General features: G+C 59.7%; 15 protein-coding genes and 3 pseudogenes. 8 read left to right on the forward strand and 10 right to left on the reverse strand.

Translation table 11 applies throughout. The annotated features are described in order from the left end of the window. The 6 genes and pseudogenes from CK218_RS28450 to CK218_RS28480 all read right to left on the reverse strand — a co-directional run. On the reverse strand, positions 1-2744 hold a 2744-nt coding region (locus tag CK218_RS28450; protein ID WP_179294631.1), incomplete at its 3' end, for an AMP-binding protein. A gap of 800 nt (positions 2745-3544) precedes the next feature. After that, positions 3545-4192 (reverse strand): 4'-phosphopantetheinyl transferase superfamily protein, encoded by a 648-nt coding sequence (locus CK218_RS28460; RefSeq protein ID WP_095829663.1) that lies wholly within the window; start codon positions 4190-4192, stop codon positions 3545-3547. Positions 4193-4343: 151 nt separating this feature from the next. Beyond that, positions 4344-4518, reverse strand: a pseudogene (locus CK218_RS28465) (aminocyclopropane-1-carboxylate deaminase/D-cysteine desulfhydrase family protein); the annotation flags it as partial. A 143-nt stretch (positions 4519-4661) separates the two neighbouring features. Further along, positions 4662-5201, reverse strand: a complete 540-nt coding sequence (locus tag CK218_RS28470; RefSeq protein WP_095779851.1) for a nuclear transport factor 2 family protein — start codon at positions 5199-5201, stop codon at positions 4662-4664. A gap of 207 nt (positions 5202-5408) precedes the next feature. Then, complete coding sequence (locus CK218_RS28475; protein WP_095779911.1) at positions 5409-5654, reverse strand: ferredoxin; 246 nt, start codon at positions 5652-5654, stop codon at positions 5409-5411. Positions 5655-5698: 44 nt separating this feature from the next. Then, the gene (locus CK218_RS28480) at positions 5699-6916 is read right to left on the reverse strand and encodes a cytochrome P450 (protein ID WP_095829664.1); all 1218 of its coding nucleotides are present in this window, start codon (positions 6914-6916) and stop codon (positions 5699-5701) included. Between the two features lie 865 nt (positions 6917-7781). Here CK218_RS28480 and CK218_RS28485 point away from each other — a divergent pair. The 3 genes and pseudogenes from CK218_RS28485 to rpoN form a co-directional block, all read left to right on the forward strand. Then, positions 7782-8004: pseudogene (locus tag CK218_RS28485) on the forward strand (transposase); the annotation flags it as partial. A gap of 709 nt (positions 8005-8713) precedes the next feature. Then, positions 8714-9262 (forward strand): peroxiredoxin, encoded by a 549-nt coding sequence (locus tag CK218_RS28490; RefSeq protein ID WP_095779853.1) that lies wholly within the window; start codon positions 8714-8716, stop codon positions 9260-9262. Between the two features lie 64 nt (positions 9263-9326). Next, the gene (rpoN, locus tag CK218_RS28495; protein WP_095829665.1) at positions 9327-10781 is read left to right on the forward strand and encodes an RNA polymerase factor sigma-54; all 1455 of its coding nucleotides are present in this window, start codon (positions 9327-9329) and stop codon (positions 10779-10781) included. Here the strand turns inward: rpoN and CK218_RS28500 are convergent. From CK218_RS28500 to CK218_RS28515, 4 genes are all read right to left on the reverse strand, one after another. Next, positions 10778-11431, reverse strand: coding sequence for a nitrogen fixation protein NifQ (locus CK218_RS28500; protein ID WP_095779855.1), 654 nt, complete (start codon positions 11429-11431; stop codon positions 10778-10780). The two genes, rpoN and CK218_RS28500, sit on opposite strands and share 4 nt — an antisense overlap. Beyond that, the gene (gene fdxB, locus CK218_RS28505) at positions 11428-11739 is read right to left on the reverse strand and encodes a ferredoxin III, nif-specific (protein ID WP_095779856.1); all 312 of its coding nucleotides are present in this window, start codon (positions 11737-11739) and stop codon (positions 11428-11430) included. The genes CK218_RS28500 and fdxB overlap by 4 nt, the downstream gene beginning before the upstream one ends. Continuing rightward, complete coding sequence (locus CK218_RS28510) at positions 11736-11933, reverse strand: CCE_0567 family metalloprotein (RefSeq protein WP_095779857.1); 198 nt, start codon at positions 11931-11933, stop codon at positions 11736-11738. The genes fdxB and CK218_RS28510 overlap by 4 nt, the downstream gene beginning before the upstream one ends. Before the next feature lie 532 nt (positions 11934-12465). Next, a complete protein-coding gene (locus CK218_RS28515) occupies positions 12466-14358 on the reverse strand; it encodes an ABC transporter ATP-binding protein (RefSeq protein ID WP_245435233.1) in 1893 nt (630 codons plus the stop codon). A 693-nt stretch (positions 14359-15051) separates the two neighbouring features. On the opposite strand from CK218_RS28515, the pseudogene nifS reads away from it, so the two are divergent. From nifS to CK218_RS28540, 5 genes and pseudogenes are all read left to right on the forward strand, one after another. Further along, positions 15052-16203: pseudogene (gene nifS, locus CK218_RS28520) on the forward strand (cysteine desulfurase NifS); the annotation flags it as partial. Between the two features lie 51 nt (positions 16204-16254). Then, the gene (gene nifW / locus CK218_RS31305; protein WP_095779859.1) at positions 16255-16638 is read left to right on the forward strand and encodes a nitrogenase stabilizing/protective protein NifW; all 384 of its coding nucleotides are present in this window, start codon (positions 16255-16257) and stop codon (positions 16636-16638) included. Positions 16639-16822: 184 nt separating this feature from the next. Further along, positions 16823-17674 carry an electron transfer flavoprotein subunit beta/FixA family protein gene (locus tag CK218_RS28530; RefSeq protein ID WP_095809156.1) on the forward strand — a complete coding sequence of 284 codons (852 nt, stop codon included), beginning with the start codon at positions 16823-16825 and terminating at the stop codon, positions 17672-17674. A 19-nt stretch (positions 17675-17693) separates the two neighbouring features. Beyond that, complete coding sequence (locus CK218_RS28535) at positions 17694-18800, forward strand: electron transfer flavoprotein subunit alpha/FixB family protein (RefSeq protein ID WP_095829667.1); 1107 nt, start codon at positions 17694-17696, stop codon at positions 18798-18800. 11 nt (positions 18801-18811) lie between these two features. Further along, entirely contained in the window at positions 18812-20119 is a 1308-nt protein-coding gene (locus CK218_RS28540; RefSeq protein WP_095779862.1) for an FAD-dependent oxidoreductase, read from the forward strand.

Consider the following 20119-nt stretch of genomic DNA (forward strand, 5'->3'; position numbering starts at 1 on the left):
AGCTCGGGCCGGTTGAGATAGCCGCGCGCCACGCCCGCCCCGCCGATATAGAGCTCGCCCACCGCCCCGAACGGAACCGGCGTGCCATGAGCATCCAGCAGATAGACCCGCGTGTTCGCGATCGGGCGGCCGATCGGGACATTTAGGGCCTTCTCCTGCATTGGACCCACAGTATAGGTAGCCGCAAATGTCGTCGTCTCGGTCGGACCATAGCAGTGAATGAGACGTACAGGGCCTTCTTCTCTCAGCAACCTTAGGAAGGCGGAGGGGTCATTCCGCTCGCCTCCACAAAGGAGGTATTTAAGTTGTGATAACGTCGGGGCAATCGATGACGTATACTGGTTGAATAACGCTGTTGTCAGAAACAGAGATGTCACTTTCTGACGTTCGAGCGCCTTGGAAAAACTCGATGCATCTAAGACGGTGGTGGCATTCATTACAACCACGCAGCCCCCGTTAAGCAGCGGCGCCCACACTTCAAATGTGCTGGCGTCGAAGGCGGGATTGCCCGCCCAGGCTACACGGTCGCCGGCATCGATTGTCAGATATTCATTATTGATCGCGAGCCGGTTGACAGCACGGTGAGGAACAACAACTCCCTTAGGAAGGCCGGTCGAGCCGGAAGTGTACATCACGTAAGCGGCATCTTCGGCGCTCAATCTCAGCCCAGGATCGGTGCTCAGTTCTGTATCGGCCGCTAACGGCTCAATAGGCACAACAGGGATCGTCACCTCGGCGAGATCAACCCGCTTACTCTCGCTAAGAACCAGGCGTGCAGCACAATCAGCCATCAGCCATTCTTGTCGCGCGAGTGGAACAGCGCGATCTATCGGCACATAAACCGCGCCCGTCTTCAGAATGGCCAACTGCGCCACCACAAGCGTGACGGAGCGGTCCAGTAGTGTCGCAATGCGATCGGCAGGCTTCACCCCAAGCCCGATCAGATGATGCGCCAGCCGGTTGGCGCGAGCATTGAGCTCGCCATAGCTCAGCGCTTCGGCCTCATGCACCAGCGCCACCCTGTCGGGCCCCTGACGCACCTGCGCCTCGAACAGCTCGTGGATGCACTTGTGCGACGGATAGTCCGCTTCCGTCCGGTTCAGCTCCTCCAAAAGGTAAGTCCGCTCCTCGCGCGGCAGCAGCTCGATGCGGCCCACCGGCTGCGCGGCATCGGCAACCACATCAGCCAACAAGGTCTCCAAATGCCGGGTCATGCGATCGATCTGCTCCGGGGCCAATCGATTGGCATCGAAATGCCACCGAAAGCGCCTGTCGATGGCGCAAACCTCGAATGTCACCAGCTCGCCCGGCAGCGCTGCCTCGAATCTGCCGGTCGAAGCTGAGTTGGGACCGACAGAACTGTTTTGTCCCGCAATCGCCACACCAACCGGCCAGGGCCTTTGCGACCGCAGCGCCTCGATATGGCGCAATGGCGGAGACCGACCGACAAGATCGCGCGCAAAGCTGTCGTGCTTGCTGAGATCAGCGATCTCGGCCGCGACTGCCTTGCGTGTTTGCTTGAAGTCCCATGCGAGATCGAGGGTGACTTCCATTGGCACGGCGGAAGCGATAACTGCCCCCGCCGCCTTCACCCTGGCTCGCGCCGGTTTCGGCGCTGGCCTCCATCCCAGTTGAAGATCTATCTGGCCCGAAACGAGGGCCAGATAGATCAGCCATGCCGTAAGCAGGTATTCCACCCCATCGGCAGGGGGAAGCTCCGCCACGGCATTCGACACTTGCCAGGAACTCGACTGCCAGGCCGGCGGCGCATTTGCTGTGCCGGACGACAGGTAAGGCAGCTGCACAGTTTTGAACTGCTCAAGCCGTCGTCCCCAAAAAGCCTCCGAAGGCGCTATTTCTTCGTGGATGGCTGTCAGGCGTCGCGCCTGATCGTCGCTGAGGACAGGAAGGGCATCGCCTTCAGCCAGATCATTGCGGCTGGCGAGTGCTTGTGCCTCCAGCGGCTCACCGTCCAAACTGCCAAACCAGACCTCTACATCGTGCGTAGCCGTCGCCACACGCCAATGGCTCGGATGGATTTCAAGCAGGCGACCTGCCTCAAAGCCCGAGCGGCGAGGCAGCACGTCCAAGCGCCTGACGGCGACAACCTCTTCCGCTACCAGGGCCTTGCACAAACACAATGAATTGGAATGATGCGGCCCAAAATCCAAGGCTCGCGCCATCGCCGACAGATCTTGCGCGGATCGATCCCAGCGCAGAATACCCGCCGCATCTGGCCGCTGGCGCCTGGGAAAATAGCTTCTGTATTCCCGCGCCTGTGGACGGGTAGTGAGCTTGCCCCCCGCCAAGCCACCCAGCAGCTCGCGGAAGCCCTCGACGGCGGCTTCATGACATTTGAGGTTCAGGGTCAGCGCCGTTTCGCTAGGCGCAACCAGCACTTTGCGCTGAACCGCTATATCACCTGGATTAAGCCCATCATTGATGCAATGCCAGGTGATGGCATGCTCGCTCTCTTGGGCCAGCAGCGCCCAAGACGTCGCGTGAGTTCCGGCGTAGAGCGGCAAGGGACCATCATGATAGTTGAAAGCACCTTGACTGATCCGTCCCAACACATCGGCCGGCAAGATGAACGGATTGGCAACGGAAAAGAGCCACTTCACCGGCTCGGTCTTGAGGAAGCTCGACAGCTCTTCCACGCTTGACAGGCATGGGAGATTGGCGCGATCCGTCCAGTTGGCGAATGTCGCATCGGCACATAGCACCGCGCGAATATCGTGGCCCATCTCCATAGCCAGCTGCGCACAGCTGATCGCCAGCGTGCCGCCGCCGACAATAACGCTAGAACAAATTGGCCGCGTTGTAGCTTGCAGTCTACCATACCCGCTTGGCTCGCCAGCATCTGTGCGCATCGGAGGAGGTCGACGTACCATTTTCATCCCTCCGCCAATCCATCGAAGCGCATGAACTGCTTCCATCGAAGGCGCCCCGTCCGGCCTACCCCACCGGTCAGAAGCTGCTCGGAAGTTCCGTGCTGAATGCGGATTGAGTTGAGCTGGTAGCCTTGCGCGGCGAACGACAGCGGCGTCTCGATGGACGCGAAGTGTTTTGGCGGAACCGCACCAAGGAGTGCAGTATCTATGGCAGTGAATGGCATAAGTTGAACAAGCTTTGTGTGTCTGTGTTGGGCGGCGCGGCCGAGGACCGCCATAGTCCTGCGGATGCTGGTGTCTCGTAGCAATCAGCGTGCCACAAACGGTGCAAAGCTTGGTTGAAAGCGCGGAAGAACGAAAGCGCTCACCCGTGTGCGGGGAGTTGTTGACGGCTTGGATAAGACCGCCGGCCGCCGATGCCCGTGATGGGAGACACGCCTAAAACGTTACTGTGGAATGGTGGGGTTTGGTGCTTTCGGGAGGACGCCTTCGATTCGACGGAAACCGGACGTCGGTTTTTGTGGCGCACGTCTGTGGTATCGCCCGATCGGGTGGTTCGAGGCTCACAGGTGAGGCTCTTGAGAGAGCAGACTGGCCATCGAAGGGCTTCATTCCCGCAGGTCCCGCCGGGGGGACCGGTAGTCTCGCGAACTTTACACAAAATCGCTTGAACGGAGGCCACTTTCAGACGACGCACGAGCGCTCAGATAGGCCAAACCCAGGACATTCGTTGATGGAACGAGTTTAACTGAGAAGGAACAATTTGCCTTGGGAACGGCACCCGATCCGGCGCCAATGTCGATTTCAACGTCTTGAAATTCGAGTATTTCATTGTGCGTTGGGCAATACGCTTTGTAAACCGCCTCCTTAAGGACGAAAAGGTCCCGCCGCCGAAGCAGGCGCAGGCCGTACATGCTTCGCTCTTTGGGCGTTGCGATCAAATCGATCAGACCGTCCGGAAGAGGCTCATTTGGTTCAATATCGATACCGAGTGCAGCAATATGTTTCCTGTCTGCGACGGCGGCGGCGGCCACCGTGTCGTGATGGGCTAAAGATCCAATCACGCCATCTGGCCAGATCGGAACACCAAGCCGGGTCTTCAGGATGGGCTTTGGCGAAAACCCCAGTTCGCCAAGCAGCGTTCGAGCGATGATCCTGGCGGAACCACTTCGGCGACGGACCTTCGCAACAGCTCCCCCCAGGGCAGCAATTTCGGAAGGGAACAAGGCATCCTCATCGGCGGGTTGTATCCTACGAAGGCCGATGAGGATCTCCTGTTGAGCAAACGTAATGGTCTCCATTCACTTTGACTCTTTGGCTCCTTAGCTACAATCCAGTCGATTGTCTGACGTGGCAGGCGCCGGCCGAGGAGCAATTCGCGCCCGGCCTGAGCAGGCTCGATTCAATGGATTGCGGCCACCTGTTGCTTGAGGCCTGAAGCCATTCATGACGGTATTCGAGCTTGCGGAGTTCGTTTCCGCCGAACGTCACACCGGAGTTGCAGTCCTCGCGTTTGGCATAGATCTCCACGTTACCGCCCAGATGCTTAGCCCAGCCGGTCGAGCTTCTCGATGGGTGTGGGTCCAAAGGTGAGCGGGTAACGCTCGAATTTTTCCAAACTAGCCACGCAAAACTCGTTCCATACGCTGCTTGGATTGGTGGCCGCGCTCTCCGACCACCTGATAGACGACTGGGTTCCGGGACCGCTCCCGCGATGCGTTTCTCCAGTTGGGAGCCTTGGAAAGCATTGTGGTGACATGCATTGCATTTTCATTTTGATGACAAGCTGCGGCGCTTCCTGAGCGCGTAAACCGGATCATTGGGATGGGCTGTTCCGATCGGTTGCCGCAAGCCGAACCGTTCTGCTTCGGGGACCGCTGCTGGGGTCTGCTCTTCGACCCAATCGTAAACCACGGTCCGTTCGGCAATGCGCCAAACCCCTTCCCTCTTCTGAAACAGATCGCAGTAACGGCCGCAGAGCAGTACCTGGCGTACTTCTCCGTCGTTATCTGGTCCGCGTTGCAGCGCGGTGAAATAGCTTTCGACCACGGCCTCCGCCGGATCGATGAATTCGATCAATACGTTCGTGATCTGGTGGATTAAGCGCGGTCCAGTCTTGAAGACATCAACTGCAAACTCAATGAAGCCCCCGGCTGGGCCACAATAGGCGCCGTGACTGTCATGCGCATCGGGCCAATACGCACTGCGCAGCGCAGCCGCATCCGCGCGGTCCATGCCGCGGCAGTACCGATAAAGGCAGTCGCGGATCGCCTCGCGGTCGTGCAGTCGGGTGATTTTTGCCTGGTCCATCGCTCTGTCGCAAATTCTGAGATTGGGAGGGGCGTTTGTGTCTCTAGGGGCCGTGCAAGGACGATCCGATCGGCAATTGAAGAGCCAGAAAGGAGGCAACTTCATGTGTCGCGCGTGTCATGGAGGTCTGACGCCGGAGAGAATGTAGGCAGGGAAGCGGCCGGACGCCTTGCTGGAGGGTGTGAGGCCACGTCTCGTCGATTCCACCTAAGCTTCGCCAGCTTTTGGTTGAATGGTGCCCGGATCGAACCGCGCGGCGGTTGTGCGGTCGAGTTCTAGCGCACGTTCGGGGCAGGATCGCACGGCGCGTGACGCGAGCAGTTCGTCCCCTTGCGCCACATTGATATCGCCAGGCAGGACGTATCCCTCATCATCAAGCGTGAAAATGCTTGGCGCTTGCGCCGAGCATCGCGCGTGACCCTGGCATTTGGCATTGTGGACGATAATGCGCATAGCGCTGACCTCCATTGTCTTGCCATGGCTCGGGACGGCCATGGTCATGACCAGTCCAGGATCAGATTTTCGATTCCGAACACATGGCCGCCACAGGTGATGGGCGCTGTACCTTCCTTGATCCGGAAGGTCGGAAGGCGCGCCAGCCACTCCTCCAGGCCAATGACAATCTCGCGCCGGGCAAGATGTGAGCCAAGGCAACGGTGGGGACCATAGCCAAAGGCGGCGTGGCGGTTGTGCTCTCGCGCCAGATCGACCGTGTTGGGGGATTCAAATTCTTCCGGGTCGCGATTTGCAATCATCGTGGCGCAGGAAACGTAGTCCCCCTTTCGGATCGGCGCGCCTTCGAAGTCGACATCTTTCGTAGCCACGCGGATCAACTGAATGGGCGGATAGGCCCGCAGCAATTCTTCGGTTGCGAGCAGGATGCGATCTGGTTCGCTGCGCAGCAGTTCCTGATCCTTGAGGTTGCGCGCTAGATAAGCCAGGTCAAAGCCTATAGCTGCTGCCACGGTGTCAAGTCCCGCGACGAAGACAAGCACGCCGATGCCACGGATTTCCGCCTCGGTTAGCCGGCGGCCCTCGACCCGTGCGTGCACGATGAATGTCATGAGATCGTCGGCCGGATCCTTGCGGCGATTGGTTGCAAGTTCATCGATGAAGGCCACAATCTTGCGGGCAGCCACAGGTCGTTCCACTTCGTCGCCGTGGAGCAGATCTTTCGCCCAGCCGACAAATGTATCCAGTCCCTGATCCGGCAACCCCAGAAAGCGGAGGAAGATGCCGACAGTGAACGGAAAGGCAAAATCCTTCATAACGTCGCAGCTGGTGCCTGATGCGGTGATCCCGTCGATCAGGGCGCTCGCTAGCTCACGGACAGCAGGTTCCAGTGCCGTCACACGCTTGGGCGAAAGCAGCGGACTAAGTAGCGAGCGAAAGACGCCATGGGCCGGTGGATCGAGCTCAAGCGGGATCGTCGGCCAGGTTTCGCCCAGTATGGAGGAGAAGATGCTGCGATGGCTGGAGAAGGTATCAGCGTCCTGGAGCACCTTACGCTGGTCTGCGGCGCGGGTGATGACCCAGGTACCCCGGCCATCTTGCGTGTTGTAGGGGGAATAGAAGATCGGAGGCCCGTCATGTGCGCAAGCGACCGCTGCGTGTGGATCCCCGTTGGGCGTTGGTGGCATGCCTGGCGACGTGAACAGGCTGAAGTCCCTCACCATTTCGGGCGGGACATGATCTGGAACCGGGTTGATCGCCATTGGATTTCTCCTGCCGTCTAATCCCTAACTAAGGCCGCGCGGCATGGCATCTTGGCCATCCGGCTAGCTTGCAACCCTCTTGGCCAGACCGCTGCCTGCCCCGCCAAAGAGCGACGAGCAATTAGTCGGAGACGCGGCATTTTCCAGCTTCGACCGGCGAGCCGGAAATAAGCTCTTCTCCACAACGGATTCAGGCCAGTCATCTCTTCAGGATGTCCGTAGCACGGCACGCGAGAGGCGGTGCCCGTCGACATCACTTTCCTCGTTTCCACGAGCGCACGCCATAAGGGCGTGAGCAAACATGCGGGTCGAATCTCATCTCCTCTTCGATCGATGGCCGTTGGCCGTTGCCAGGCGAACTGCGGGTGTCCACGCCAGTCACGCCGGTCGGGCTTTCACAGGCAGTGCCTTGGAGCCGCTCGACGCGGACCCGACATGTTGTGTTCCTTGGCTGCATTGATCGCGATGTCACCCACAACATGAACGCTACGCGGTAGCTGCCGCCGTCTCACGAGAGAGCTTCAAAAGTCGTGCCAGCGGCGCGGAAAGAGCCCTGCAGGAGATTTCTACATATCTTCAAGGCTTGAACGAATGCGCAGCCGCAAGCTTGGCGGAGCACAGCCGTGTCGCGGACATGACAAAGCCGACAGCAAAGTCGCGGCAGATTCAAAATGCTCCGCGAGTGCACGGCGGTTTCCCGTCACCTCGGGACCGTGCCCGCATCACGCGGGCGCCGTTCAGGAAGATGCACATGGGACCTTGCCAATGGACGTGTTGGGTTTTTTGTAATCATTGTCAATTTCGAAGCTTTGTGGAGAGCGGGGCGTGTCCCATCAGGTGGTGTAGCTCGGCGGTTATGAAGCCGCACTCGACGCATCCGTTCGAGCGTCTCAACGGCGAGATCAAGCGGCGCACCGAGGTCGTCGGAATCTTCCCAAATGACGATGCGATCAGCGCGCCTCGTCGGCGCAATCCTGCTCGAACAGAACGATGAATGGGCAGTGCAGCGGGCCAGATATATGACCCTGGAAACGATCAGCCAGATGAGCGATGATCCCCTGATCAGCCTGCCAGCCGTGGCGCGCTGACCAGCCCGGCCCTTGCCGGGAGAGCACGGCGACCAATGCCGCCAGCCACACCACCCGCGGGACACGATCGGAGAGCGTCGACAGGGCGAAACGCGTAAGCCCCGTCAGCCGTCTCAAACCTGAGAACGAAGGCCACAGGGACCCTCGTCGGGTTAACCCCGATCGACTCCTGTGATCAGCCCCAGATTTCTCCGGTTCTAATTTGAGCCACCTGTTCTCCGCGCCGAGGCCCCCCTGTCCGAATTCCGACATTTTTGTCCAGCTACGGACAAAAAAGGTTTGAGGCTTGAGCGTATAAAGGGGCTGCGCTCTAGCCAGAGCTCACGATCAGGTGATCGTGGGGGCATTCGGTCCTGGCGAAGGTACGGTCCTGGCCGCTCAAGGCAAAGAGTGTCGCTGCAAAAACCAGTGTGACCCCGGCCTTAAAATCGAATGGCATGGCGCTTGCGTCTTACTCGGCAGAACCCATCACAAGGTGGCCAGGAGTAAGACCATTGCTGACATCGCGACACCCCGTACAAGAGCGTAGTGAAACCGTTCTCGTTGCCGCCGCAAATAGAGACCTCGTTTTCTTCAGCCGCCCGTGCTCGCGAGCGGTTTTGCCACGGCTGATCCAAGGCCGACACTCAAACGCGCGGCGCTCGGCCGAAACCGATGCAGTTTCAAGCGAAAAAGCAGCGCCTCAATTTTTACTCCAGGAGCAACATTGATGACCGTCAAAAAAAAGGTTCCTTTCGTCACCTTTCTAACGCGTGTTCGCGATGTTTCAGTCCAAGGGCCAAATCCATACCGTTGGGAAGAAAAGACATCCGACGACTACTTTGTCGGCAAGCGCGTCATACTGTTCTCGCTGCCAGGCGCCTTCACCCCGACCTGCTCGACCTACCAGCTGCCCAACTTCGAAGAGCTCTATGACGAATTTGAGAAGCTGGGAATTGAAGCGATCTACTGCGTCTCCGTCAACGATGCCTTCGTCATGAATGCGTGGGGGAAGGCCTTGGGGCTGCAGAAGGTCGAGCTCCTTCCGGACGGCTCAGGCGAGTTCACGCGCAAGATGGGCATGCTGGTCGCCAAGGATAATCTCGGCTTCGGTATGCGCTCCTGGCGCTACGCCGCTCTGATCAACAATGGCTTGGTGGAGCGGTGGTTCGAGGAGGAAGGTTTTTCTGACAACTGCGAGACCGACCCCTATTGCGTCTCCTCCCCCCAGAACATTCTTGAAACGCTGAAAGCCGCCAAAGCCGAGACGGCTGCATGACCTACGTCTCGAAAATCCCATTGCACAAGGCCAAGGGTCGCTCGGTAGGAGTTTCACGCTAACCATGCAGTCCTCAGCAAGCCTGCTTCAGCGTCAGAAGCAATCGTTGGTTTTGACGCCGCAAATGATGGAGTCCATTCGCCTGTTGCAACTGGCGCATCCCGAACTGCATCAGTTCGTCGATCAGGAAATCGAGAAGAACCCCTTTCTGGAACGGGCATCAGACCAGGCGCCGAAGGACATTCCTTCGATTTCGGCCGGAACCCCGCACATCGGGCCAACGATGGGCGGAGTATCGGATCGGGCCTCGCAGTGGAAATCAATCCGCGGCAAAAACAATGTCGCACCCGGGGGAAACAATGCTCTCGAAAACTACTGCGCCTCCACCGAAACACTGCACGACCATGTCGCTCGTCAGATCGCTCTCAGCGCATTTGCGCCGCTGGAGCGGCGAATAGCTGGCGAGCTTGCCGGTCATCTGGAAGACACCGGATATATTCAGGTGAACCTTTCGGAACTGGCCAGCAGCCTGAATGTCCGGGAGGCTGACGTGGAACGGGTTCTCGGAACTTTGCAGCAGTTCGATCCACCGGGGATTTTTGCGCGAACTCTCAGCGAATGCCTTGAGATACAATTGCGGCAGCTAGACAGGTTCGACCCGGCGATGGCAGCGCTGGTCGCCAATCTTGAAGCGCTAGCGCGACGCGATTTTCAAACATTGAAGCGCCACTGTGGTGTTGATGAAGACGACCTTCTCGACATGTTGCACGAAATCCGCGCGCTCGATCCCAAGCCTGGAAACCGATTCCAATCCGGGGGGCCTCAATCGATCATAGCAGACGTCTTGGTCCTGCCCTCGCCCGGAGGTGGGTGGCAAATCGAACTCAATCCAGACACGCTGCCCAGGCTGCTGATGAACCAGAACTATTTTGCCGAAGTCTCCCGCCTTAGCGCCCAAAATTCCAAAGACCAGTCATTTCTCAACGAATGCCTCCAAAAAGCGAACTGGCTAATCCGCAGCCTTGATCAGCGCGCCAAGACGATCCTCAAGGTAACGGCTGAAATCATCCGCCAGCAGGACGCCTTTTTTGAACATGGGGTCGCCCACCTGCGGCCTCTCAATCTCAAGACTGTCGCGGATGCGATCAACGTGCACCAATCGACGGTAAGCCGGGTGACGTCCAACAAGTACATGCTGACCCCGCGCGGCGTGTTCGAACTGAAGTATTTTTTCACCGTCGCGATCGGCTCCTGCGAAAGCGGCGACGCGTACTCCGCCGAAGCTGTCCGCCATCAAATCAAGACGATGGTTGCCGCGGAATCGTCCGACGAAGTGCTTTCTGACGACGACATCGCCACCCGGCTCAAGGACACCGGGATCGACATTGCTCGCCGCACCGTTGCGAAATATCGTGAGGCGCTGAACATCCCATCCTCCGCGCGACGTCGCCGGGAGAAGCGCGTGCGGCTTCGATGCCAATCAAGCCCAGGCGGAGGCGGCGACGAAGGCGGCTCTTAATCCAAAGCGAACCCGTTCTTGATCCGTGCCAAGTGGCTTTCGCCTTCCTCCGGGCCAAAACAGCTTTCGAAATCGCGGCATTCCTGACAACTGGGCGCGGTGCATAGCGAAAAGCCTTCTGCCTCGCATAGCTTACGATAGAAATATTTCTTCCATTTCATATTTTCGGTGTTCCCGGCCGCCAGCGCCGGGAAATGCCTGGCGATCAAGCGGCTGAGTTCGGCCCGATTGAAAAGGCCAAGGTCCTGCCACAGATGGTCATTGCGCAAACTACGCCTGGCGATGATCTTGGCGAAGAGGGTGCTCGCCGGATCGCCCGGCCTGGCATGCCCAATGAGCAGGCCGCGCAGAAGCTCTTCCTCCACATCCGGCTCAGGATCGGCCAGCTTTTCCAGCGCCAAGGCGTTGACGGGCACAGTCGGGAAATAGCGTGTCATGACATCTCGCAGGTCGGCACGCGAAAGGCCGGTTGCTTCGGTCGCGGTCGCCTTGCCTGCCTCGACCTCCTCGAACGCGAGGTAGGCAACACAGGCAAGCGCATGCCGGTCGAACGCCGCCCCCAAGCCTGTCGGCGGCCATTGGCTGGTGCTGAAACAACCACGGTGATCGGCGACTGTGGCGCCGTTCTCCTGGTCGTGTCCCCAGCTCATGCAGCAAGCTTGTCAGCCGTAAGGTGGGTCTGGCAGTTCTTCGGGCAGACGCGGCCGCAGGCGCCGCAGCCAATGCAGCGGCCGGCTTGGTCGACAACCATGACCATGCGGTTGAGCTCGCCGTCGAAGTCGTCATCCTCGCCCGCGCAGATGCCGAGTATTTCGCCCGCGTCATCGACGCCATGAAGGTGCATGACCTCGCGCGAGCAGACCTTGAAGCAGCGGCCGCAACCGATGCAGGTCGCGCCATCGATCGCCGTCAGATAGTGCGGCGTCCAGGGAGAGCCGTCGCGGGTGACGTTCGTCATTGTGAATTCTCCAACGCCGCGAGTTGTTCCTTTGCGGCATCCAACTCGGCAAAAATCTCGAAGGCTTTCCTGGCCACCGCCTCGATCTCGGTCCAGTTGACCGCCAGGTCCTCGGCAAGGTCGTGCAAGTCCATCTTGGCGTCTCGGGCGCGCGCCTGCAGCTTGCGGAGCTTCTTCATCTCCAACTCTGACATGTTCCCTTCCTCGCAAGCCGGGTTTCTTACGCTCGCGCCATCTCGGGACGCGCTTCGATGGCCGCGACCGCATCGCCGGCGTGCCGGCCTCGGCGATTTTCCAGAACGTCTCGAGTTCGGCATAAGTTCGGTGGGTCGCAGCCGACATTCAAGATCTTGTGCCCGATGTCGACGCAGGCGGTGAACGATTGCTGGGGGGCGTCGATTTTGGCGACACCCAATTCCAGAGAACGCGTGTGCAGCGGGGACCCCGCGCGTTGCTTTTCTTCTCTCCATTGATGGCATCAACGGGAATCTAAGTGATCGCTCGTCTGCCGCCTCAGGAGTAAGTCTCGACCTCCGCGACGGGAACGCAGGGAGAAGCTCATAAAAAATTGTCTGCATTCCAGTCATCGGTTTACTCGAGAGCGCGGCAGGAGAAAGGTCGGCCCCAGGCGTGTCGTGGGATCGAAAGATCCAACGACAGTGGCGGCCGCCTTTCAAGAACGGTCCGACAGGATTGCTGGGGAGGCAAGTTGAAGTCACGCCGCCTTCAACCGCGCTGCACAGTCTCATTCCAGCCCTTTGTCTGCTCCAAGACCTGCCGCTCGAACAGGCGGCGATAGATGCCGTCGCGACGGATCAGTGCGGCATGGTCGCCCTGCTCGGTGATGCAACCACGGTCGAAGACAAGCAGCCGGTCGAGTTCGCGCACCGTGGAGAGCCGGTGCGCAATGACGAGCGTGGTGCGCCCGACCATGAGGCGCTCCATCGCGTTCTGGATCAGCACCTCCGATTCCGAGTCGAGGCTCGATGTCGCCTCGTCCAGAATCAGGATCGGGGCATCGGCGAGGAAGGCGCGCGCTATCGCCACACGCTGGCGCTCGCCGCCTGAAAGCTTCACGCCGCGTTCGCCGACCAGCGTACCGTAGCCGTTCGGCAGACGCGCGATGAAGTCATGCGCGCTGGCGAGCCGCGCCGCCTGCTCAACGTCGGACCGAGAAGCACCCGGCCGTCCATAGGCTATGTTCTCGGCCAGCGAGCGGTGGAACAGGAGAGGCTCCTGCTGCACGATCGCGATCTGCGAGCGCAGCGAGCCCTGCGTCACCCGCGAAATGTCCTGCCCATCGATCAAGATTCGTCCAGCATCTAGGTCGTAGAGCCGCTGAATGAGCTTGACGAAGGTGGTCTTGCCGGAGCCAGAGGGGCCGACCAGACCGATCCGTTCGCCGGCCTCAATCGAAATCGACAAGTCGCTGTAGAACGGTGACCAATGATTGCCGTAGTGGAAATGGACGCTCTCAAAATCGATGTGACCCTTCGTGATCCGGATCGCGTTGGCGCCCGGAACATCCGCCACGTCGGGCGGCTGGCTACAGGTTTTGACCAGTTCCTCCATCTCATTTACAGCTTGCTGGATGTTGCGCACGTGTCTGGAAACATCACGCAAGTAGCCATACAGGATGGTGAAAGACGCGAGCACAAAGGCGATGTCGCCGGGGGTAGCCTGGCCGCGCGCCCACAAAAATAAGGCATAGCCGATCAAAGCCGCTCTCATCGCAAGAAGCATGATGCCCTGGAATGCAGCACTGATCGTGCCGCGCACCCACGTCCGGCGAGTGCGGTGCCGCCACTTGGAGATGACTTTCGCGAGGCGATGATCTTCCCGCACCTCGGCGCCGAAGCCTTTGACCACCGCGTTACAGCTGATCGCGTCGGCAAGCGAGCCGCCAAGCTTCGTATCCCAATTATTGGCAAGGCTTGCCGCTGGCGCTACGTAGCCGAGCGACAGCGCAACGATCAGCGCCACATAGCCAACAGAGCCGCAGGCGACGATCAGCCCCATCATCGGCCAGTACCAGCCGAGCAGAATGCTCGAGCCTACGAGCATAATGAGCGAAGGGAACAACGCGAAAAGGATCGTGTCATTGAAGAGGCAGAGCGCCCATATGCCGCGCGTGATCTTGCGCACCGTCGAGCCGGCGAAGGTTTTCGCATGCCAATCGGCCGAAAAGCGCTGGACACGATGGAACGCGTCGCTGGCGATGTCCGACATCATCTTCAGAATGAAGTCATTGATGGCAATGAAGGCGATGTTGCGCATGACGACGGCGCCGAGTGCGAGCGCAATCAAAATCGAAAAGGCCGCAAGTGCCGCATCCCACACGATCGCGTCGGCTGCCGCTCCTTGGGCGACCGCGTCTACCAGCCGTCCGGAATAGAGCGGCGTCAGAACGTCAAGGAGCGTTGCGCCAAGCACCGCGATCATAATGATCGCGAGCCGGATCGGCTGCCTGCTGCAGTGGCGCACGGTGAAGGCGAAAACGTCGCGAAAGGCGGCGCCGCGCAGACCGATGTGAAAACGACGCCTGGCTTTGAACGAGCGCACGAGGACGCCCGGTCTCAAGTAACCTGAAATGGAAGATCTGAGTGAGGACGAAAACATCGCCCGGAACGCGGGTGGCCGATCTGGACCTGACATGTTGCTTTCTTTCCTTCGTTCCATCGACCGCGATGTCACCAGCGAGATGAATATCGGCCACGGGCACGCGCTGCCTTACGAGGGGAGAATCGCAATGGCCGTGCCAAAGGCTCAGACAGCCCAGAAGAATTTTCTGCATATTCTTCAATGACAACGAGATTTCAGCAGGCGACGGGGGCGGACAGCGCCGCGTCGCGTGCTCGACAAACCGGCAGGATGCATCGGTCGCGCGGGGCATCCTTGGCGAACAGCCCGACAGGATTGCTCCTCACGCGAAGCGGAATTCACGCCCAATCCAACGGCGTTCACCGTCGAACAATGCCCGCCGATGTCGGACATGCGACATAGCAGTGTTGGAGCCACCTTATTGTTTCGAAATGATCTCCTTGTTTGGCACGGTCCATGCGTAGCTGTTCGAGGATGCGTCCCGGCCTGAAGGAGAAACAGTCCACGCCCAGCGGACCGAAAACGCCGTGGCCTAAAGACCGGGCCTTCCCAGGCCGGTGCAGGGCTGGCGCACTAAGTCGAGGCGAGTGGCCGCGTCGACCCCAAGAACCGCGGGCCGAATATGGCCGCGGCAACTCCTTCGGTTAGCCATCATCATGACAGTCAGGGCGTGCGCTTTGCGTAATTGCCCTCAGGAGAAGGATCACATCCATGAGGCCTGTTTATCTGGACAACAACGCAACGACACGGGTCGATCCTGAAGTCGTTCAAGCAATGCTGCCGTTTTTTACCGAGCAATTCGGCAATCCTTCGTCGAGCCACGATTTTGGTGTTTCCGCCGGGGCGGCGGTGAGAAAGGCGCGCCTGCAGGTGCAAACGCTGATCGGCGCGGAGTTCGACGACGAGATCACCTTCACCTCCGGCGGGACGGAAAGCGACAACACGGCGTTCCTTTCGGCGCTCGGGGTGATGCCTGAGCGCACTGAGATCGTGACTTCCGCAGTCGAGCATTCGGCCGTGCTGACGCTTTGTGCCCACCTTGAGAAGACGCGCGGCATCAAGGTGCATAGGATTCCGGTGGATCGTCACGGCCGGCTCGACCTCGACACCTATAAGGCCGCCCTCACCCCGCGCGTGGCGATCGTCTCGATCATGTCGGCGAACAACGAGACCGGAACGATCTTCCCGGTGGTCGAGCTTGCTGAGTTGGCCAAGGACGTCGGCGCCCTTTTCCATACCGACGCGGTGCAGGCGGTCGGCAAGCTTGCGATCGACTTGAAATCGACCGCAATCGATATGCTGTCTCTCTCCGGTCACAAATTACACGGACCGAAAGGGGTCGGGGCACTTTATGTAAAGCGCGGCGTGCGCTTCTGTCCGCTGATCAAAGGGGGACGCCAGGAGGGCAACCGCCGCGCGGGCACGCAGAATACGCCAGGCATCGTCGGCCTCGGCGTGGCAGCCGATCTTGCCTTGAAGTTCATGGACGACGCGAACACACGGGTAAAGGCATTGCGAGACCGCCTCGAGAAAGAACTTCTCCAGCACATCCCAGACGCCTTCGTGGCCGGCGATTTACGAGCGCGGTTGTCGAACACTGCAAATATCGCCTTTGGACACATCGAAGGTGAGGGCATACTGCATTTCCTCAATCGCGAGGGCATCGCCTGCTCCTCTGGCTCTGCATGCGCCTCCGGCTCGCTGGAGCCGAGCCATGTCTTGGTGGCGATGAATATCCCCGATAGCGCGGCACACGGCGCAATCCGTTTCTCCTTTTCGCGCAACAACGGCGAGGAGGATGTCGACCGGGTGCTCGAGGTCATGCCCGGGATCGTTAAGAAGCTGCGTGACCTGTCCCGGTCTTCACCAGCGACGACGCAACCCCGACCGCCGTCTCCGGCCAAGGAAAATGCAATGCGCAGCTGTTTTGCTGAAAGCCGTGCCATCGATGTCACCGACATCCTCGCCCGGCTGAAGAGCCTGTCGGCTGCGGAGGAGTTCTTCGAGGTCCTTGGCATCTCTTATGATTCGAAGGTGCTCAATGTATCGCGGCTCCATATCATGAAGCGCATGGGCCAGTACCTCGCTGAAGAGGATTTCGCCGGTCTTCCCGACGGGGTGATCGCCGCGCGGGCGCGTGCGACGTTGGAACGCGCTTATGAGGATTTCGCGACATCCTCGCCACTCACGCAACGGGTCTTCAAGGTGCTCAAAGAGCACGATCCGGACAAGCCCGCCACTCGGGACCGCGCCTTTGTACCGTTCGATGCGATCCTGAGGCGTTTCGGGACAGAATGAGCGCGACAAAGTTGCGACGCGACAATGACGAAAAGCCGACAAAACCGGTCATCACGACGGCACCTTCGGAACAAAACGACCCGATCTCAAGGAGGACAGAGCAGCGCAGAACGGTTGGCACGAATGATGCTGCTTAGGAGATGAACGCCAGGGCGGCTTGCGGACTAGAGCCGAGAGGGAAGCAATGCACATTGTAGTCTGTATCAAGCAGGTGCCGGATTCCGCGCAGATACGTGTCCACCCGGTGACGAACACGATCATGCGCCAGGGCGTGCCAACCATCATCAACCCTTACGACCTGTTCGCCCTCGAAGAGGCACTGAGATTGCGCGGCGCCCATGGCGGCGAGGTCACCGTGCTTACCATGGGTCCGCCGATGGCAGAAGATGCGCTGCGCAAGGCGCTCACCTATGGCGCTGACCGCGCGGTACTCTTGACCGACCGCTGCTTTGCCGGCTCCGACACGCTGGCGACGTCCTTTGCGCTTTCTCGGGCAATTGTGAGAATTGGCGAGACCTTCGGCGCGCCGGACATCGTCTTCGCGGGCAAGCAGACGATTGACGGCGATACCGCCCAAGTCGGGCCCGGCATCGCCAAGCGCCTCGGCCTCCTGCAGTTCACCTATGTGCCGAAGATCGCCTCTATCGATCTCGACGCGCGCGAGATCACCGTCAAGCGCCGTTCGGAAGGCGGTACGCAGACGCTGAAAAGCCGGCTGCCTTGCCTCATCACAATGCTGGAAGGCACCAACGAAATCCGCAGGGGCTCGCTCGACGACGCCATGCGCGCCGCACGCAGCCAGATCGTGAAGTGGAGCGCGGCCGAAGCTGGCATTGAGGACCTCACCAAATGCGGCCTGCACGGCTCGCCGACGGTCGTCAAGCGCGTTTTCGCCCCTACCACGCGGGCGGAAAAGGCGACGCAGATCGACATGACCGACAAGACGCAGCATGGCGTCGCTGACGAACTGATTGCCGCAATCTTCACCCGCCAGCCAGCGCTGGAACACGAACTCGCCTTCGACGGCGGCCAGTGACGGGACGGCAAGGAGAGAGATGTTGAAGGCGAAACGCGAAGCTCCTCCGTCCGCCGGCCGTGCCGGAATCAAGAAGGAATTGCCTGAGCACTTTAGGGACTATCGGCATGTCTGGGTTTTCATCGAACTGGAACGCAGCGAGGTCCATCCCGTCTCCTTCGAACTGCTTGGCAAAGGCCGCAAGCTCGCCGACAAGCTTGGCATTCAGCTTGCGGGAATCGTGCTCGGACCGCCGGGTGAGGCCACCCAGCATGCCGTTGCCGAGGCCTTCGCTTACGGGGCCGACCTTGTCTACCTCGTCGAGGCACCGCTGCTTGCTGACTATCGCAACGAGCCTTTCACCAAGGCGATGACGGATCTGGTCAATACGCACAAACCGGAAATTCTGCTTCTCGGTGCGACCACGCTCGGCAGGGATCTCGCCGGCTCAGTAGCAACGACCTTGCTGACAGGGCTCACTGCCGACTGTACCGAACTCGATGTGGATGTCGACGGTTCGCTCGCCGCGACCCGTCCGACTTTCGGCGGTTCCTTGCTATGCACGATCTATACGCTCAACTACCGGCCGCAGATGGCCACCGTACGACCGAGGGTCATGGCCATGCCACCGCGAACGGATAAGCCGGTTGGGCGTGTCATCCGTCACAAGCTGTCGATGACCGAGGAAGAGATCATTACCAAAGTCCTTGGCTTCAAGCTCGATCGCCAATCGGCAAAGGCAAATCTCGCCTACGCTGACATCGTGGTTGCCGGAGGCCTCGGCCTCGGCTCAGCGGAGAATTTACAGCTTGTGACGAATTTAGCGCGCGCAATCGGCGCCGAATATGGCTGTTCGCGCCCGCTGGTCCAGAAGGGCTGGATGCCGGCCGATCGGCAGATTGGCCAAACGGGCAAGACCATCCGGCCAAAGCTTTACATTGCGGCCGGGATTTCGGGCGCTATCCAGCATCGGGTTGGCGTGGAGGGGGCTGATTTGATCGTAGCCATCAACACCGACCCGAACGCCCCGATCTTCGACTTTGCCCACCTCGGCATCGTCACCGATGCGATCCGTTTCCTGCCGGCATTGACGGAAGCTTTCACCCGGCGGCTGTCGCCGCACAGCCACGACAAGCTTGCGAGCTAAGGGAGACGGCCATGATCGAAGAAGAATTCGACGCCATCGTCGTCGGCGCCGGTATGTCCGGAAACGCGGCCGCCTACACTATGGCAAGACAGGGCCTGACGGTGCTGCAATTGGAGCGCGGCGAGTATCCGGGCTCCAAGAATGTCCAGGGCGCCATCATGTACGCAGACATGTTGGAGCAAATCATCCCGGATTTCCGGAATGATGCGCCTCTCGAGCGGCATCTGGTCGAGCAGCGACTTTGGGTGATGGACGACACCTCCCACACCGGGATGCAGTATCGATCGGATGATTTCAACGAGGCGAAGCCTAATCGCTACACAATCATCCGCGCCCAGTTCGACAAGTGGTTTTCGCGCAAGGTGCGCGAGGCCGGCGCGACGGTTCTGTGCGAGACGACAGTGACCGACCTAGTCCGCAATGCCAAAGGTAAGGTGATCGGCGTGCGCACCGACCGGGCTGGCGGGCCGATCTACGCGGACGTCGTCGTGCTCGCAGAAGGTGTCAACGGACTGCTCGGTACACGGGCCGGCCTGCGCAAGATGCTGAAGCCACAAAGCGTGGCGCTCGCTGTCAAGGAGATGCATTTCCTACCCGATGAGGTCATTGAGCAGCGATTCGGCCTCCAAGGGGACGAAGGCTGCGTGATCGAAGCGGCGGGCACGATCTCCCGCAGCATGGCTGGACTTGCGTTCCTCTACACCAATAAGGAGTCGATCTCTCTGGGCATCGGCTGCCTCGTCTCCGATTTCGCCAAGACAATGGAGAGCCCATACGTCCTCCTCGATGCTTTTAAAAACCATCCTTCGATCCGGCCGCTCATCGCGGGCTCTGAAGTCAAGGAGTATTCCGCGCATCTCATTCCCGAAGGTGGCTACAAGGCAATTCCGCAGCTCTTCGGCGACGGTTGGGTCGCGGTCGGCGATGCCGCCCAACTGAACAACGCTATTCACCGCGAGGGTTCGAACCTTGCCATGACTTCCGGTCGCATCGCGGGCGAGGCGATCATTGAGATCAAGGGCCGCAACCAGCCGATGATCAGGAAGAACCTGGCCCTCTACAAGACCATGCTGGACAAGTCCTTCGTAGTCAAAGACCTGCGGAAATATAAGGACATGCCGGCCCTGATACACACCAACTCCCGAAATTTCTTCATGACTTACCCGCAGTTGATGTCGCAGGCCGCGCAGAATTTCATGCGCGTCGACGGCACTCCGAAAATCGAGAAGGAAAAGGCGACCACTGCTGCCTTCATCAAGGCGCGTTCGCGCTGGGGGCTGATCAGCGATGTGGTCCGCCTGGCACTCGCATGGCGCTGA

The organism is Mesorhizobium sp. WSM3879 (assembly GCF_002294915.1).
Taxonomy (GTDB): domain Bacteria; phylum Pseudomonadota; class Alphaproteobacteria; order Rhizobiales; family Rhizobiaceae; genus Mesorhizobium.